Here is a 17372-nt window from a genome sequence, read left to right on the forward strand (position 1 = left end):
CTCGGCGTCGGCGGGTCAGCCGTTCAGCTTGGCCTCGATCGCCTCGATGATCTTCGGCCGCAGCTCGGCGGCGGAGATGATGGCGTCGACCGAGCCGACCTGCACCGCGCGCTGGATGCTGTGCACCCCGTCGAACTCCGAGGCCACCTCACCCAGCTTCTCGGCGCGCACCGAGGAGCGGGTCTCGTCCAGCTCGGCGGCGAGCGCGGCGCGCTCGGTGCCCGCGAGCGCGCCGAGCTGCTCCTCGCGCTCGCGCACCCGGGAATCGGCGGCGGTGCGCTTGTTCACCTCGTGCGAGAACACCACCGCCGCGGCGGGGGCGCCGCCGAGCACGGAGGCGAAGGAGCCCTCCAGCGCCAGCACCGTCATGTTCGGGTTCAGCGTCTTGGAGAACACCACGAACGCGCCGCCGTGGTAACGGGAGATCACGGTGAAGACGATCGGGCCGTCGAAGTTGACGATGGCCCTGCCGATCTCGGCGCCGTACTCCAGCTGCAGCTTGCGCATGGACTCCGGGGAGCCGTCGAAGCCGGAGAGGTTGGCCAGCACCACCAGCGGCCGGTTGCCGCTGGCCGCGTTGATCGCCCGCGCGGTCTTCTTGGACGACCGCGGGAACAGCGTGCCCGCGGTGTAGGTGTCCGGCCCGTCGGTGGACGGGAAGCCGCGCCGCGGCACGCCGTGCGACTCGATGCCGATCAGGCACACCGGGATGCCGCCGATCCGCGCGTCCTGCACCACCGAGGTCTCGGCGTCGGCCATGCCCGCCCAGCGCTCCAGCACCTCGTGGTCCTGGTCGGCGAGGGCCCGCATGACGGTGCGGATGTCGAACGGCTTCTTGCGATCCGGGTTCTTGGCCGCCGAGAAGATCTCGCCGACGGTCGCGAAGTCGCTGTCCGCCGCGGTGTGCGGGAAATCGGAGATGTCGCGGCCGATCGGGTCGGTCGTCGGCACCCGCCGCGGGGACTGCTCGCCCGGCGCGATGTAGGTGTGCTCGTAGTGCGCCATCAGGATGTCGCGGGCGGCGGTCAGGTTCGGCGCCCAGTACTGCGCCTGGCCGTTCGGGCCCATGACCCGGTCGTAGCCGCCGATGCCGAAGTTGTCCTCGGCCGAGACGCCGCCGGAGAAGTCCAGCGACTGCTTGCCGGTGAGCACCATGGCCGAGTCCGGCGTCATGATCAGCACGCCCTTGGTGTGCATGAGCATCGTGGCCTCGGCGTTCCAGTACGGCTGCGCGCCGACGTTGATGCCCGCGACCACGATGTTGATCTCGCCGCCGTCCTGGGTGAACTCGACGATCCGCTTGAGCGCGGCCGCCACCCAGTCCATGTTCTCGGTGCCGGAGTCCATCGAGATCCGCGCGCCGGAGGAGAGCGCGTACCACTCCAGCGGCACCCGCAGCTGCTCGGCCAGGTCCAGCGCCGCGATCACCCGGCGGCACTCCGGCTCGGAGAGCGCACCCAGCGACTTGGTCGGGTCGCCGAGCAGGACCACGCGGGTCACGCCGTCCGGGTGCTGCTCGGTCCTGGTGCTGACCACGCCCGCCACGATGGCGGCCCTGTTGCGGCCCTTCGGGCGCTCGACCGGGACCAGCGCGTGCGCGGCGTCCAGGTCGTACTCGGCGAACTCGCCGAGCAGCCCGGTGAGCTCGTACGGGTAGACGGTGTTGCGGCTCGCGGCGCGCAGCACCTTCTGCCGGTACTCGTCCAGCGGCTCGACCGCCTCGTCGGTGCGCTCGCCGATGCTGACGGTGGTGCCGGTCTGGTCGAAGCCGATCTGCACCGCGACCTTGACCAGCTCGCCGGTCTTCGCCGACCGGTGCCGCGCGATGACCAGGATCTCCTCGATCCCGGCGCCCGCCGCGGTGGGCTGGATGCGCTCGACGATGGTGTCGAACTCGGCCCTGGTCAGGTCGACCGGCGGCCAGATGTACATGACGATCCGGTTGGTGTTGAACTTCGACGCCGAACGGCGCAGCGCGTGCGCCCTGCGGATCGAGTCCAGGCAGGCGGCCACGGTGTTCTCCACGGTGGGCAGCGCGAGCAGCCTGCCGTCGTGGTCGCGCAGCGCGGTGAGGTCGCGCACCTGGGTGAAGGCGACCAGCCGCTCGTCGGCCGGGTTCTCCTTGGCCACGCAGCGGAACAGGTACACCTCCTCGTCGGAGGAGGGCTGGCGGGTCAGGTCGAACTTGCGCAGCCTGGTCATCTGCATGCGCTGCGCGATGTAAGGGTGCAGGCCGCGGATGAGCCGTTCCTCGGTCATGCCGGTGGCCGACGGGCGGAACGTGAAGTGGTGGTGCATGACCGCACCGCCGCTGCCCGCGACGGTGAGGGTGATCCGGTGCACCTGGTTCGGCAGCGCCCGCCGGGAGAGCACGTCCTGCAGGACGGCGGCGGTGGCGTCGAAGTCCTCCGGCTGCCCCTCCCAGCTCAGGTAGACGTCGGCCTCGATGGAGGCGGCGCCGCCCGCGAGCTCGGTGAGCCCGGCCAGCGCGGCGTCCAGCGCGTCGAACCGCACCGCCGCCGAGACCAGGCTGAGCCCCTTGCGCTCGGCGACCACGAAGGTGCTGCCGCCCGCCTGCTCGGTGCGGACCCCGGTGAGCCCCTTGTTGCCGTAGTAGCGCCTGGTCAGCACCTCGAGCATGACGGTGTTGTCCAGATCGCCGCGGACCAGCCGCTGGCCGAGCAGCCGGACCAGCGGCTCGGTGCTGCGCACCATCTCGGCGATCCGGTCGGCGCGGTCGGCGGCGGCCGGGTCGGCGTCCAGGTGCCGCAGGTGCTTGCGCACCTCGGTGTAGACCTCGGCGCGGTTGCGGCGCAGCAGCGGCTGGCCGTACCAGGAGTAGACCAGGCCGCGGGCCAGGTCGGCGATGACCGGGAAGCGCACCTGGGTGGCGCCGACCAGCCGCTCCAGCGCCAGCCCGACCGGCTCGCGCAGCGCGCGCTCCGGGGTGGGCTCGGCCAGCCACTCGCGCAGCAGCGCGGTGACCACCTCGACGGTGTCGGCCGGGCGCTGCTGGGCCAGGAAGATGCGGAAGACCGCGGCCTCCAGGTCCGGCGTGCGGTCCAGCTCGGCGACGCCGTAGTGGCCGAGCGCCTTGGCCAGCTTGACCCGGTACGGCTCGGGCAGCCCGGCGCGCTCGACGTCCAGGCTCTGCATGTAGGTGTGGAAGTACTCGCGGGCGCTGTGCACGTGGCTGTGCCCGCCGCCGTCCTCCTCCCAGGACCGGTTGTGCCCGAGCTCGGCGATGTCGGCGAAGACGTCGATGAGCTCGACCTCCTCCGACAGCGGGCGCCGGTTGTCGGCGACCGCGGCGCGGCGGGCGGTGAGGTACTCGGCGAGCACGCGGCGGTCGTCGTGCGGGTCGACGTCGAAGCCGAGCAGCAGGCTGCGCAGATCCTGCAGCCCGCGGCCGACCCGCTCGTGCGGCGCGGCCGGGACCGGCTGCGCGGGCAGGTCGAGCTCGACGGTCTGCTCCTCGACGGCCTCGGCCTCGTCGCCCTCCTCGGCGAGCGGCTCCAGCCGCAGCAGCGGCGCGCCGGTCTCGACCTGGGTGCCGACGCTGACCGATGACTCCTTGAGCCGGGCCCGGAACGGCGCGCGCAGCACCGTCTCCATCTTCATGGACTCCAGCACCAGCACCGGGGCGCCCGCCTCGACCTCGTCGCCGACCTGCAGCGGGGTCGCGACGACCAGCGCGGGCGCGGGGGAGCGGACGATGCCGCCCTCGGCCCGGCTGATCCGGTGCGTGACGCCGTCGACGTCGACCAGGTGCACGGGGCCGTGCGTGCCGGTGGTGAGCCGGTAGCGGGTGCCGTTGACCACGATCTGGCCGGTGTGGTGGTCGAAGCGCTCCAGATCGACGTCGGCGGTGCGCAGGTCGTCACCGGCCTCGACGCCGACCCGGAAGCGGTGCGCGCCGATCCGCGCGACCCGCACCCGGTAGGCGACGCCGCGCAGCTCGAGATCGTGCGGGCGGCCGCTCTGGTGCTGGACCTGCGGGCGCCCGCCCGCGGCGGTGGAGAGCAGCCGGTCGCGCTCGACCCGCTCCTCCTCCTCGTAGGCGTCGATCGCGGCGGCCGCGACGGCGACGGTGGAGTGCCGGTGCGAGACCAGGCGGCCCTCGGTGCGCACCCGGTCGATCCAGCCGGTGTCGGCGCTGGCGTCGATCACCTCGGGCTGGGCCAGCAGGTCCAGTACGAAGCTCTTGTTGGTGGCGCCGCCCTCGATCACGACGCGGGTCTGCTGCATGGCCCGGCGCAGCCTGCCGAGCGCCTGCTCGCGGTCGCTGCCGTAGGCGATGATCTTGGCGATCATGGAGTCGAAGTCGGCGGGGATGGTGTCGCCCTCGCTGACGCCGGTGTCGACCCGGATGCCGGGGCCCGCGGGCAGGTCGAGGCGGGCGATCCGGCCGGGGGCGGGCGCGAAGTCGCGATCCGGGTCCTCGGCGTTCAGCCGCGCCTCGATGGCGTGGCCGCGCTCGGCGGGCGGGGTGCCCTCCAGCTTGCCGCCGGAGGCCACGTGCAGCTGCGCGCGGACCAGGTCGAAGCCGGTGGTGGTCTCGGTGATCGGGTGCTCCACCTGGAGCCGGGTGTTCACCTCGAGGAAGGCGAAGAGCCGGTCGCCCGGGTGGTACAGGAACTCGACGGTCGCCGCGCCCCGGTACCCCACCCGGACGGCGAGCCGCTCGGCCGAGGACTTGAGCTCGGCGGCCTGCTCGGCCGAGAGCACCGGCGAGGCCGACTCCTCGATGATCTTCTGGTTGCGCCGCTGCACCGAGCAGTCGCGCACGCCGAGCGCCCACGCCGTGCCCTGGCCGTCGGCGATGACCTGCACCTCGACGTGCCGGGCGCCGGTGACCAGGCGCTCCAGGAAGACGACGCCGCTGCCGAAGGCGCGCGCGGCCTCCTGCCTGGTGCGCTCGTAGGCGTCGACCAGCTCGGCCTCGTTGGTGATGACCCGGATGCCGCGCCCGCCGCCACCGGCGGTCGCCTTGAGCATCAGCGGGTAGCCGATCTGCTCGGCGGCGGCGATCGCCGCCTCGACCGAGTCGACCGCGCCGCGGCTCCACGGCGCCACCGGGACGCCGACCTCCTCGGCGATCAGCTTGGCGCCGATCTTGTCGCCGAGTTGGCGCATGGCGTCGGCGTTCGGGCCGATGAAGGTGATGCCGATCTGGTCACACAGCTCGGCGAAGGCCGGGTCCTCGGCCACGAAGCCCCAGCCGACCCAGGCGGCATCCGCCCCGGTGGCGCGGAGCGCCTGCTCGAGGACCTTGAGGTCCAGGTAGGGGCGGGCAGCGGCCGGTCCGAGGTCGTAGGCGATATCGGCTTCGCGCACGAACGTCGCGTTCCGGTCGACATCGGTATACAGAGCGACGGTCTCGATGGGTACCGCCGTCTCCGCGGCCAGGTCCCGGACGGCGTGGATGAGGCGCATGGCGGCCTCGCCCCGGTTCACGATGGCGATGCGGCTGAACACTCGACGAATCCTTCCTCTCCTGAGATCGGTACGGTGGGCGAGGGGGACGCGCCTCCCGAGTGCGCCCAGTGTGCACCCTACGGTGCCGTAACCGCACCCCGATCTGCGGTTACCCGTGCGTACGGTGCTCTGGTCATCGTCAAAACGAGACTTTCGCAGCGTAGGCACGCGGCAATTCGGCCACAAACGGCGCCGGCTGCACCGCGTGTCGACGCTCTTCTTCTCACCGGCACCGTACCCGGGGTGGAGGGGCGGATCGGCGGCCGATCGGTGCTGTCGATCGCACCGGCCCCGATGGCGAAGTGCGGCGCGGGCGGCTCAGCTCTCCGCGGGGCGGTCCAGCGCCGGGTACTGCGCCCGCGCCGCGCTGCTCAGCTCCGCGATGGCGAGCTGCCCCGCGCCCGCGCAAACGGGGCAGGTGCGCGCGCCGTGGCACTCCACGCACCTGGTCCGGCGCTGCCCGGCGTCCAGGATCCAGCCGCGGCCGAAACACTCCGGGCAGGCGCCGAGCCCGTCGCACTCGTAGCAGAGCAGGTACCCCGAGCGCAGCGTCTCCGCCGTCACCACCGGCTCCGGCCGGGACCACTCGGTCGCTGGGAAGAGCACGAACCCGGGGGTGTCGCCGCCGATCGAGAGGCCGTCCCGGCCGTGCGAGCGGATCCGCAGCCGGAACCCGGCGCGCTCGGCGACCAGTCCGTCGTCGGTTCCGGTGAGCTCCCAGCCGCCCGCCGCGAGGAGTTCGGCGGCGCGCGGGAGCGCGGCGGGGACGTGCAGGGTGGCCCGGTAGTGGTAGCGCAGCGGTTCCCGCCACTCCAGCACGGCCGGTTCCGGGAGCACGGTGAGCCCCGGCGGATGTCCAGGGGCCAGTTCGGCGGCGAGCGCGAGCAGGTCGGCGCGCAGCACCTCGGCCGCCTCCTCCAGCCGCCGCCTCGCTGGTTCGTCGGGGGGCGTCATGCGGGATCGATCCGGTCCGGGAACGGTTCGGCCGCGCCGGGATCCGCGGGGAAAGGCGGGGTCGAGCCCGCGACGCTGAGGTGCCCGCGCACGCCCTGCCGGATCGCGAGCCGGTAGCCGTCGGGGGTGGCGACGGCACCGGTGCGCGGCCGGGCGTCCCGGTCGCGCACCGGCGTCAGCCCGCGCTCCCGCCAGCCGCGCAGGACCCCATCGAAGCAGGCGTCGGCGGCATCGAGGTCGGGGCCGAGCACCCAGTACGCGATGTCGACGAACGCCGTGGCATCGCCGGGATCGCTGTCGTTCCAGGGCAGCGTGACCCCGCCGTGGAATTCGGCGTTCGGCAGGTCGGGGTGGCGCAGCACCAGCGCCGAGCCCGCGGGCAGGGCGCCGAGCACCTCCGCCAGGTACTCCCGCAGCCGGGCGCGGACCGCGGCGGCGCCGATCACCTCGGGCATGGCTCCTCCTTCGCGCTCATCGAAGCAGATACCCCAGCCCGTTGATGATCTGCCCCAGCGCGGTGTACGAGGGGTGGGTGGAGTCGAGGTAGTTGGGCGCCGTGTGGTCGTCGGGGTTCCAGCCGAGCAGGGTGTTGCTGGGCCGGGAGGCGGATTCGAACACCGTGGCGCCGAAGGCGGGCGTGGCGGGCGGTGGGCCGTGCGTGCTCGGCATCAGCAGGATGGAGTCGTAGCGGGCCATGGTGGCGAAGACGTGGTTCGGCAGCTCCGCCGGGTCGACCCCGGTCAGCCGCAGCTCGCCGAGGTGCGGCACCCCGGTGCCCCAGCTGCCGACGAAGACCAGCGCGTCGGTGTCGAGGGCGTGGCCGTGCCCGGCCGCGTGGCCGCCCGCGACGCCGCCGTAGGAGTGCGCGATGGTGGTGATCCGCACCGGCCCCTGATGCGTGGCGCGCAGCCCCTCGTGCAGCCTGCGGATGGTCGGCGCCCCCTCCTCTGCCGGTACCGAACTCAACGCGGTGGCCAGCGAATTCGGGTTGTCGTAGGCGCCGAAGAGCAGCGTCGCGGTGGCCGCCTCCGGGTCGACCGCGAGCGCGGCCTGGCGCAGCTGCGCCAGCGTCTGCACGGCGTAGCCGACGCCGCTGCGCCGCCGGAAGGCGCCCGCCAACTCGACCACCACGTTCCGCGCGGTGTCCGGGTCGCCGAGCGCGTAGACGTAGCGCAGCTCGGCGTCGAGGTAGGAGAGCAGGTAGGGCGGGCCGTCGCGCCGGGGTGCGTCCAGCAGCGTCAGCATGTCCGTGATCACCGACAGCCGCTGCTTCGCCTGCTCGGCCGCGTCCTCCCGGCCGTCCCGCTTCGCCGCGGCGAAGCGCTGCGCGGTCTCGGTGTGCAGCGCGGCCAGGGTCTGCCGGTTGTAGTGGTCGCGGTCCAGGTGCGGGATGCCGTCGCGGTTGCCGAGGAAGCGGTCGGTCCGGTACCAGGCGTCCCGCTCGGCCGGGGTGAGCCGCGACCACCGCTCGTGCAGCGCCTCCGGGCCGGTCGGCAGCCCGATGTCCGGCGGCGCGGCGGCCGGGGTCACCTCGGCGTGCGGCGGCCACCGATACCAGCGCGCGTCCGCCTCCTCGACCAGGTCGACGGTGGCGCCCGCCGCCGCTGCCTGCCGCCGGAAGGTCACGTGCGCCCTGGTGGTCGCGATGTGCGATCGCAGGGTCAGGAAGTCGAGCGCGTTGGCGGTGCGGATCCCCTCCCGTGCCTCCGTGATCAGCGCGCGATCCGCCTGCGGCAGCGCGGTCTCCGCCCTGCCGACATCGGCGAGCAGCAGCTCGACCCGGGCCAGGGCGGGGCCGGTGAGGTGTTCGAGGACGAGCTGCCTGCGCCGCCCGCTGCCCGGCGTGCCGTCCCGCAGCCCGAGCGCCTCGACCACGAGCACCGCCTCCCAGCGGTCGGCGCCCGCCCAGTCCGCCTGCTCGGCCAGGACGCGCAGCTCCTGGACCCGGCCGCGGTCGTTCGCCGTGAGGGTGGCGTCCGCGGCGGCCGGCCCGGGCCGCAGCACGCCGCCCTGCGTGTGCTGCACCAACTCGCCCGCGGCGAACCGGCGGCGGAACTCCACGGTCTCGCCGAGCACCCGCGCGAGCGAGCGCTCCACCTGGTCCGGCCGCAGCCGCTCGTCGACCTGGACCAGGTACTCGCCCTTCCCGGGGTGCGCGAAGGCCTGCGCGGCGGTGGGGGAGTCGAGCCGCGCCGTCTCCACCCTGACCTCGAAGGTGCCGTTCGGGTCGGTGATGCGGTAGCGGCCGGGGCCCGCCGCCTCGTGGGTCAGGTCGCCGTGGCCACGCACCGCCCGGTCGACGGCGTCGGGAAGCTGTTCGTGCAGCGTGTCGAGGTGCTCGGCCGGGAACGGGCCGTACACCACCGAGCGGTCGGAGCCGGGGAGCACGATGTCGGTGATCCGGTGCGTGCCCGGTTCGTAGACGATCACCGCGCGGTGGTCCGGGATGGGCGGCGCGAAGCGGGCCATCGCCTCCGCGCTGATCACATTCCGCACCCCCGCGTCGATGGAGTACGCGTAGTTCTCGGTGCCGGGGTGGCCGAAGACCTGGCTCTCCGTGATCCGGAAGGCGTCCGCGACGGCGGGCGGGTGTACCCGCCGCAGCGCGTCGAGCAGCAGGTCGGCCCGGATGTGCCCGCGGTCGCCGGGGTGCCCGGTGCCGTCCGCCTGCTCGGACTTCATGTCCCACTGCACCTCGATCCTGGCGCCCGGCGCCAGCGCCGCGGGCAGCCTGCGGGCGAGTGCGTCGTAGTCGGCGTCGGTGAGGTGCGCGCTGACATTGTTGACGAAGATCCGGCCGATGCCGCCGTTGTCGCCCGCGTTCAGGAACGCGCCGCCGCCGAGCAGGTCCGCGTACACCGTCACCGCGCCGGGCACCGGCAGCGCGCCGGGGTCGAGCACGCCGAGGTCCCGGCGGCGCTGCCCGGCATCGGCGTAGTCGCCGGTGAGCTCGGTCTGGATCACGATGCCGCCGCCACCGCGGTCCGCGTCCGGCGTCAGCTCTGCGGCGAAGGCGCTGCGCCCGACGCCGACGTCCACGGTGTGCGCGCCCGCCGCGGCGGCCGGGGCGGAGGGCAGCGGGTGCCGCTCGAACGGGGCGCCGTCGGTGTGCCGCAGGTTCTGCTCCAGCGGCAGCCGGTGCTGCGGTTGCGGGCGGGGGAGGAGCTGCAGCGTCGAGTGGTCGCCCACCCGGTCGTGCACGATCAGGACGTAGTCGACGGCGAGGCCGTTGGCGACGGCGCCGCGGTTGGCGTCGTCGATCAGGTGCAGCAGATCGGTGGCGGACAGCTCGCTGCCGCGCGGGCGGCCGGGTAGCTCCTGCTCCAGGCGGACCGTTCCGGTGGTGTGGTCAAGGACGGCGGCGATTCGGGTCGGCGCCGCCGCGAAGGCGTCCGCCGCGCGGTGCATGGCCTCGACATCGAGCACGGCGCGCAGCGCGGGGGCGGCCGTCTCGGAGTTCGCCAGTGCGTCGATGGCGGCGTGCATGGCGGCGGCGCGCCGGGCCGGTGGGAGGTCGGGGGCGTTGATCGCCCGGGTGATCGGGGCGAGCAGTTCGTCCAGCGCGGCCCGGATGGGCTTGCGGGCGGCCGCCGTCGACCGGTCGAACACCGGGTCGAAGATGCGGCGGGCCAGCTCCTCGTGCATGCGGCCGTGCAGCCCGAGCTGTTCGGCGGCGCGCAGGGCGGGGGCGTGCTCGCCGACGAGGTGCTGCTCCAGGCGGGCCAGGTGCTCGGCGGTGGCGGCGTCGAATTCGGCGTCGGTGAGGGCGGGGGAGAACTGCGGGCGGACGGCGAGTGCGTCCTGCTGCTCCAGCCGGAGGCGCTGTGCCAGTCCCGGGGCTGCCCGGTGCACGGCGTCGCCGACGTGTTCGACGAGCTCGGCCAGGGCCGCGCGGCGTGCGGGCAGCTGCTCGGCCCGGGTGGGGTCGGCCAGGGCGCGGTCCACCTCGGTGGCGAGCACCCTGAGTTCGGCGACGCGGCCCGCCGGGCCGGGGGTGGTGCCGTGCTCGATCGCCTGGATCTGGGCGAGCAGGTTCGCCACAGTCCGCGTGATGTCGGCGTCCCTGGTGCCGGGCGAGAGGATGATGTCGTAGCCGGTGCCGTCCGGGCGGGTGGTGTAGGTGCCGCGGTGGTTGTCCGGGACCGGGCCGGTCCCCAACCGGATGGTGCGGCGGGGCTCGCTGCCGGGGAGTTCGAAGGCGTTCGCCCTCGGGTTCCAGATCAGGCCGTCCGGCGTCACCAGCCGCAGGTCGGGGACGACGCGCGCCGGAATGTCGGTGTCGGCGAGCGGGGGGCCGACCCGGGCGGAGCCGTGCGCGTCGCCCACCGCCTCGACGACGCCGGTCGACGGCTGCGGCGCGCCGATCCTGGCCATCGGTCCGGCGGTGTCCGCGGTGACCGGGTGCAGTGGGGTGCCGTCGGCGGCGTAGGAGAGGGTCAGGGTGCGGGCGACCGGGTGGGCCGGTGCCCAGTCCGCGAGCGGGCGGGTGCCGCCGAGGGCAGCCCGGTCGTGCACGGTGACGACGCCGTTGTCCAGGGTGAGGGTGTAGGCGTGGGCGCCGACGCCGTTGCTGTTCGCCGGGCCCTGGTACTCGTCGACGACGATGACGGTGGCGCCGTCGCCGAGCGCCATGAGGTCGGCGATCACCTGGTCGTGCGAGGGTGCCTCCCGGAAGCCGGTGCCCGCGTGCTGCTGCATGGTTTCCGCTGTGAGGCCGGCCGGGCCGGGGTCGTCCGGGAGGGTGACGGTGCCCGGCGGTGTCCGGGCGGCGGCCACCGCCAGGGCTTCGGGGCCGCAGTTGCCCGGTGTCGGTGCGCGTTCGGGCGCGGGGGTGTCGATGGTGGTGTGCGGGACGCTGCCGTCGCCGTTGCCGACGGTTGTGGTGGTCCGGGGTCGGGGTGCCTGCGTTTCCGGGAGGAGGACCGGGGCGAGTTCCGGGCCGGTATCGGCCGGGTGCTGTTGCGGGACCTCCCGACCGGTGGAGGTGGCGTCGATGGGGGAGGCGAGGTCCGGTGCGCCCGGGCGGGCGTGCGGGGCGGCGGTGTCGCCGGGCAGACCGGTGCGCGGAAGCTCCGATGCCGCCGAGGGCGGGGAGGTGGGATGTGCTCCGGTGCCGGGTGCGGTCCCCTGCGTCGGGCCCGCGCCGGTCGCACTGTGTGCACCGAGGGCCGCAGGGCCGGCCTTCGGCATCGGGCTCGCTTGCGCGGGCGGTCCGGTCCCGGCGCTCGCTGGGTGACCGCTCGCGGAACTCGCACCGGTAGCGCCACTCGCGCCGACCGACGAAGTCGCGCTGGTCGACGAAGTCGCGCTGGTCGACGAATTCGCGCCGGTCGAAGTAGTTGCGCCGGTCGAAGTAGTTGCGCCGGTCGAAGAAGTCGCGCTGGACGAAGAAGCTGCGCTGATCGCCGACCCGCCCGCGGAGCCCGCCGCGCCGGGGAGCGCCCCGGCGGGATTGCCATCCCGCGCTGGGGAACCACTGCCGTTCTCAGCACGGGAACCGCCGTCGCCCGCGCGACCGGCACCACCGCCGTCCCTCTCCGCCGTCCCGTCGGCGCGCACTCCGGAGTCCCCCTCCGCCGTGGCGACGCCCGGCTCGGCGCCACCGTCGCGCGACGGATCGCTCCCCACGTTCGCCGCCTGCACGCCGGTGTCGGCGCCGTCCGTGCCCCTCGTGCCCGGATCCGTCCCACCGTCGTGCCTACCCCCGGGCGCCCCGTCGTGCCGTCCTTCGGGATCACCGTTCGTATCGCTACCAGGTTGTCCGGCGGATTCGCCTTCCACTCCGCCGCCGTCCCGCACTCCGGCGGCAGGATCGTCCCGTACTCCGTCCTCGACCGGTGCGCCGGTGCTCCCGTCACCCTCGCGCACGCCCCCGGTACCGGCACCGTCGCTCGCGGCGGCAGCCACGACGGGCGAACCCGCAGCACCGTCCGCGACCTGGGCTCCGCGGTTGCCCTCGACCAGCGGCGCACCCGAACCCGCGTCCCCCGATGGGACGTCCCCGGCGTGCGCCGACCCCGGGCCGCCTGCGTCGGCGTCCACGCCGCCATCGGCGCCGCCCTGCGCCGCCGAATCTCCGGCCACCGCCGACGATTCCGCAGCGGAGTCCCCCGCGGTGGCAGGCTGCCCGTCCGCACCGAACTCCGAATTCCCCGGTCCCGCGGTACTTCCGTCCGCACCCCCCGTCCCCCGACCGAGAGCATCCGCCCCCGACATCGGCGCCCCGGAGAAATCCGACGAATTCCGCGCCCCGTACACCGCGCTCGGCCCCATCCCGCCGATCACCCCGCCGGTGAGCATTCGGGGATCGAACTCCCAGTTCCCGGTGAACAACCCGGTAGCCCCGTAGGCTCCACCCGCACCGATGGCCCCGGCCCCGGCCCCGACGAGCGCCCCCCGCACCGCCCCCGGCATCCCGGTCGGCAGCACGTGGTGCAGGAAACCGCCACCGGCACCACCGGCCGCGCCCGCCACGGCGGAGATCCCGGTATTGAGCCCGACCTGGCCCCAGTCGAAGCCGTCCTTGTGCCCGCCGCCGACCTGGATCGCCTGCACCGAGAGCTCCTGCGCCGCACCCTGCAGCGCCTCGACGAAGGCCTCCTGGGTGATCTCGTACACCACGCGGGTCGTGATGGTCCGCGCGACCTGATTGGCGATCAACCGGGCGACCGCGCGTTGGATCAGGTTGAGCAGCCGCATACCGAGCCAGCGGAACGCGGTCTGCGCCACCGCGATCGCGGCCGCCTGCGCGAACGGCGCCCCCGGCCCGAGGAAGAGCGCGTACATCAGCTCGGCGGCGAGCAGCACCAGCCCCGCGATGACGTTCAGCTTCGCGGCCTGGAGTTGATCGCCCATCTGATCGGCGGACTCCGCGAGCGCCGTGTAGTTGTCGGCGAGCTGCTGCAGCGAGCTGTCCCCGGAGCGCAGGCCGCCGAGGAACTCGGCCATCCGATCCCGGCCCTGGCCCGCCGGGTAGACCGCCATGGTGGCGCGGGTCGCCTCGTCCAACTCGTCGAGCAGCCGCTCGACCTCGCCGCCGATGGCGCGCAGTTCGCGCGACATCGCCCACATGGCGTCCTCGTTGCCGTGCGGCCAGTCGCTGCCCGCGACCCACTCGACCCACTCGAGCCACGGGGGGATGGAGAGAGGCATCCGCCGATCACCAGCTGGAGTCGGTGACCCCGCCGGAACCCCGCCCGGTGTCCTCGACGTCGCTGTAGGCAGCGGCCGCGGCCCGCTCGGCGGCGTCGACCCGCTCGGCCGAGTTCGGTGGCGTGATCGGCGCGGGCGGCAGCGGCGGGACCTCGCTCGCGAAATCCGGCATGCCCTCGACCAGCTCGGAGATCCTCGGCAGCCGGGCGCGCTCGTCCAGCAGCGGCGCCACCAGCTCCTTGGTCTGCCTGGCGACGTCGGCCGCCGCCTCCTGGGCGGCCGCGATGACGGCCTTGGCGATCTCCTCGTACCGCAGTTCGTCGATGGACGGCGAGAACTTGAGCTCGATCGGCACACCGTCGGCATTGACCGTCACCGAGATCCGTTTGCCCCGCGCGGTCGCCGTCGCGGTGAGCTGGGCGCGCCGCTGCTGCGCGAGCGCGAGCGCGGTCATCCGGCCGCGGAGGTCGGCGAGCAGCGCGGCCGTGCTCGCCTCGGCGTTGTGATTCGGCACCGGCGCCCTCTCAGAAGCTGTCGGCGGACGCCTGCTCGTTGTTGCGCAGCGCGCCCGCGGCCTGGACCTGCCCGTCGGAGACCGACTCGAGCGTCGCCCCCAGATTCCCGGTGCTGAGCGCGGTGCTGTCCGCGCCCGCCGCGAAACCGGCCGAATCCCCGCTGGCCATGGCGAATTTCGCACCGAACCTGTCATCACCCCAGGCGGCCGACCCCGGCGCGAGCGCGTCCTCCGCGCGCGCCGCGAGGGCGCGGAGCTGGTCCCCGAGATGCCCGATCTGGTTCGCGACGCGCTGCAACCCCTCCGGATCGACTTCGACTCTGCCTGCCATCACGACCCCTTCGATCCACTTCCGGCGCACGGGCTCCGCCGAAAGATACGGCTCCAGTCACTCGACTGTGCACGATTATTCGGTTGTCGGCAAAGGGGGCGTTGCCGAAATGTCAGGAAGGCACGGTATTCGCCGCCTCCTCACCCTCCGGAACCAGTGCGATCCCATACCCGGGGGTGATTCCGCCGCGACATGGCCGGTCCTAGCGTCGATCCCATGATTCTCCGGCGCCTCGGCCTCGACTTCGCCCACACCGTCCTGGGGCTGCCCCTGGCCGTGCTCGCCTTCAGCGTCACCGTGCCGCTGTTCGCCGCAGGCCTCGGCACGGTGGTCGTCTTCATCGGAATCCCCTTGCTCGCACTGACCCTGCTGCTCGCGCGCGGCTTCGCCGACATCGAGCGCGTCCGCCTCGCGCGACTGACGGGCAGGGCGACACCCCGCCCCCGCTACGCCCCGGCCCCGGAGGGGGCGGGCTGGTTCCGCCGCACGACCGCCCCGATCACGCAGCCGCAGAGCTGGCTGGACCTGCTGCACGCCGTGGCGAACCTGCCCATCGCGATCGTCGCCTTCGTCCTGCCGATCACCTGGTGGGCCATGGCGTCGGGCGGGTTGACGTACTGGTTCTGGGGCCGGTTCATCCCGCGGGGCGACGGCAACGATGTCTTCATCGAGGCGGTGATGGGCGCGGACACGGCGTCGAATCGGACGATCTTCTACACGCTCGTCGGCGTCGCGGCACTGCTCACCGTCTACGTCGTCCAGCGCGGCTGCGCCGCCCTGCAGGCCGCCTTCGCCCAGGTTCTGCTCACCCGGCTCGTCGTGACGCGGGGCCACCTCCAGTACGTGACCACCGGCGAGGCGGCGGCCGGGGTCAGGGCACGACCAGCTCCGCATTGAGGGTGACGACCAGCCGCAGCACCAGCTGGTCGCCGAGGCTGCGCCTGCGCTCGGCGCAGAGCGTGTTCATGACGTCGACGCCGGTCTCCAGGTCGACGTCGTGGGTGAGCAGCGCGTCGATCGCGGCGGGGGCGGCGGCGAGCTCGGTGGCGGCGGCGACCAGTCGGTCGGTGCCGACCCCGCGATTGCCGGTGACGGTGAGGTCGAGCCCGTCGCGCTGGTAGCGCACCGCCGCGGGCGGCCACGGCCCGCCGGTATTGGCGGCGCGGGTGTAGGCCGGGCAGCGTGGCGCAGGTGTCGGCGGTGGCCACCCCGCCCAGCGGATGCACCGCGACGAGCCGCGGCCCGAGCTGCCGCACCGCGCGGTCGACGGCCGCGACGGTGCCGCCGCGGTGGGTGGCGACCAGCAGCGCGACCCGGTCGCCGCAGTCGGCTGATGCATTCCATCGTCAACCCGGCACCGGCCTCCCGCCCCCGGGCGCGCATCATCGCCGTGGTTGCGGATCATGGGCATCGCTGCCTCCGCCCGGCGATCGGCAATCCGTGAGCTATGGCCGTGCCCCGAGAACCATCGGCATCCCCGCGCAACCACCACGGGCGCCCAGGCCCGGACGCGCGTTCCGCGCGGGTAAACCTCCGGCGTCGACAAAGGTGCGCGCCGTGCAATTGCTGTGCATATAGATTTATAGGACGTTTCACCTTCAAATCGAACGAGTGCGGCGTGCAATGAGTCGATGGCAACCAGTAGGGTGCGCCGCGCGGGCACCTCGCAGCCAGGCCAAGCATGCGGCTAATTTCTCGCAATTCCGATCTCGACGCGCCGTAAGGCAAACCTCACTCGGTGACACCTGGAACGGAAGGTCGTTCTTCGCGTCTGCTGCACGATTGCCTCTCCGGTTGACAGCCCCGTAGACCGGGGTTACCGTCGAAGTGGGAAAGGGGAGTTCGAAACAGTATTTGCGGGAATTGCTGCGGTCAGTCGGCTGTGTGCAGCGGTGGAGGAGTTTCTATCTTGCTCGACTCGGGCCCTATCGCTGTAGTCGGAATATCTTGCCGATTCCCCGGCGCCGACGATGTCGATTCTTTATGGGATTTGTTGACGAAAGCGTCGAGCGGGATCGGTCCACCGTCGAATTCGCGTGCCCTGCTCTACAAATCCACCGATTCGGTATTGCCGGACGGGGGTTATCTGAATCGGGTCGACACTTTCGATCCGGAGTTCTTCGGTATCTCGGCCGAGGAAGCCGTGGCGATGGATCCGCGGCAGCGGTTGATATTGGAGACCGCTTGGGAGGCTTTCGAGGACGCGGGTATCGCCCCCGGTGAACTGGCCCGGGAACCGGTCGGCGTCTTCCTCGGCGTCTCCGGTGACGACTACCTGGCCGGGCGTGGCCATCACGCCATAACCGGTGGTAGTAGGGCTGTTATCGCCAATCGGCTGTCGTATCTCCTCGACCTCACCGGGCCCAGCCTGCTCGTCGACACAGCACAGTCGTCGTCGCTGGTGGCCGTGCACATGGCGTGCGAGAGCATTCGCACCGGCGAATCCGACACCGCCGTCGCCGGCGGGGTGAACATCGATCTGACCAGACGAAGACACCGACTGCTCGGCGAACTCGGCGTCATCTCACCCGACCACAAATGTTTCACTTTCGATTCGCGCGCGAACGGTTTCGTGCCCGGCGAAGGCGCCGGGGTCGTCGTCTTGAAGAATCTTGATTCCGCAATCGCAGCCGGTGACCATGTCTATGCCGTCGTTCGCGGCAGCGCCGTCAACAACGACGGCGCCACTTTCGGGCTGACGGCGCCGAGCGTCGAAGGTCAGGAAAAAGTTATCCGGAAAGCGCGCCTGCGTGCCGGGGTCACCGCCGCCGACATCGATTTCGTGGAATTGCACGGAACCGGAACCGCTGTCGGAGATCGTGTCGAAGCAGATGCTCTCGGCGCAGTATCGAGGGATTTCCCGCGGCGTGCCGAACCGTTGCCCGTCGGCTCGGTGAAAACCAATATCGGCCACCTCGACGGTGCCGCCGGAATAGCCGGATT

Annotated in this window: 8 protein-coding genes and 1 pseudogene; 2 read left to right on the plus strand and 7 right to left on the minus strand. The window is 72.8% G+C overall.

Annotated elements, in window-relative coordinates; genetic code table 11:
* Positions 1–15: 15 nt before the first annotated feature.
* The 6 genes from ACFUUZ_RS00670 to ACFUUZ_RS00695 form a co-directional block, all read right to left on the minus strand.
* Complete coding sequence (locus tag ACFUUZ_RS00670; protein ID WP_378690744.1) at positions 16–5478, minus strand: carboxyl transferase domain-containing protein; 5463 nt, start codon at positions 5476–5478, stop codon at positions 16–18.
* Between the two features lie 318 nt (positions 5479–5796).
* Positions 5797–6432, minus strand: coding sequence for a hypothetical protein (locus tag ACFUUZ_RS00675; RefSeq protein WP_378690746.1), 636 nt, complete (start codon positions 6430–6432; stop codon positions 5797–5799).
* Positions 6429–6887 carry a hypothetical protein gene (locus tag ACFUUZ_RS00680; protein ID WP_378690748.1) on the minus strand — a complete coding sequence of 153 codons (459 nt, stop codon included), beginning with the start codon at positions 6885–6887 and terminating at the stop codon, positions 6429–6431. The genes ACFUUZ_RS00675 and ACFUUZ_RS00680 overlap by 4 nt, the downstream gene beginning before the upstream one ends.
* A gap of 16 nt (positions 6888–6903) precedes the next feature.
* Positions 6904–13584: an alpha/beta hydrolase gene (locus tag ACFUUZ_RS00685; protein WP_378690751.1), complete on the minus strand. Its 6681-nt coding sequence runs from the start codon at positions 13582–13584 to the stop codon at positions 6904–6906.
* A 7-nt stretch (positions 13585–13591) separates the two neighbouring features.
* On the minus strand, positions 13592–14098 hold the full coding sequence (locus tag ACFUUZ_RS00690) for a YbaB/EbfC family nucleoid-associated protein (RefSeq protein ID WP_378690754.1): 507 nt from the start codon (positions 14096–14098) through the stop codon (positions 13592–13594).
* Positions 14099–14108: 10 nt separating this feature from the next.
* Positions 14109–14429, minus strand: coding sequence for a hypothetical protein (locus ACFUUZ_RS00695; protein ID WP_378690756.1), 321 nt, complete (start codon positions 14427–14429; stop codon positions 14109–14111).
* Between the two features lie 216 nt (positions 14430–14645).
* Between ACFUUZ_RS00695 and ACFUUZ_RS00700 the strand changes: the two genes are divergently transcribed.
* On the plus strand, positions 14646–15326 hold the full coding sequence (locus tag ACFUUZ_RS00700; RefSeq protein ID WP_378690758.1) for a sensor domain-containing protein: 681 nt from the start codon (positions 14646–14648) through the stop codon (positions 15324–15326).
* Here ACFUUZ_RS00700 and ACFUUZ_RS00705 read toward each other — a convergent pair.
* A complete protein-coding gene (locus tag ACFUUZ_RS00705; protein WP_378690761.1) occupies positions 15301–15555 on the minus strand; it encodes a hypothetical protein in 255 nt (84 codons plus the stop codon). The two genes, ACFUUZ_RS00700 and ACFUUZ_RS00705, sit on opposite strands and share 26 nt — an antisense overlap.
* A 756-nt stretch (positions 15556–16311) precedes the next feature.
* Between ACFUUZ_RS00705 and ACFUUZ_RS00710 the strand changes: the two are divergent.
* A pseudogene (locus tag ACFUUZ_RS00710) lies at positions 16312–17370 on the plus strand (polyketide synthase); the annotation flags it as partial.
* Positions 17371–17372 lie beyond the last annotated feature (2 nt).

The sequence above is a fragment of the Nocardia sp. NPDC057353 genome, from assembly GCF_042667085.1.
Classification (GTDB): domain Bacteria; phylum Actinomycetota; class Actinomycetes; order Mycobacteriales; family Mycobacteriaceae; genus Nocardia.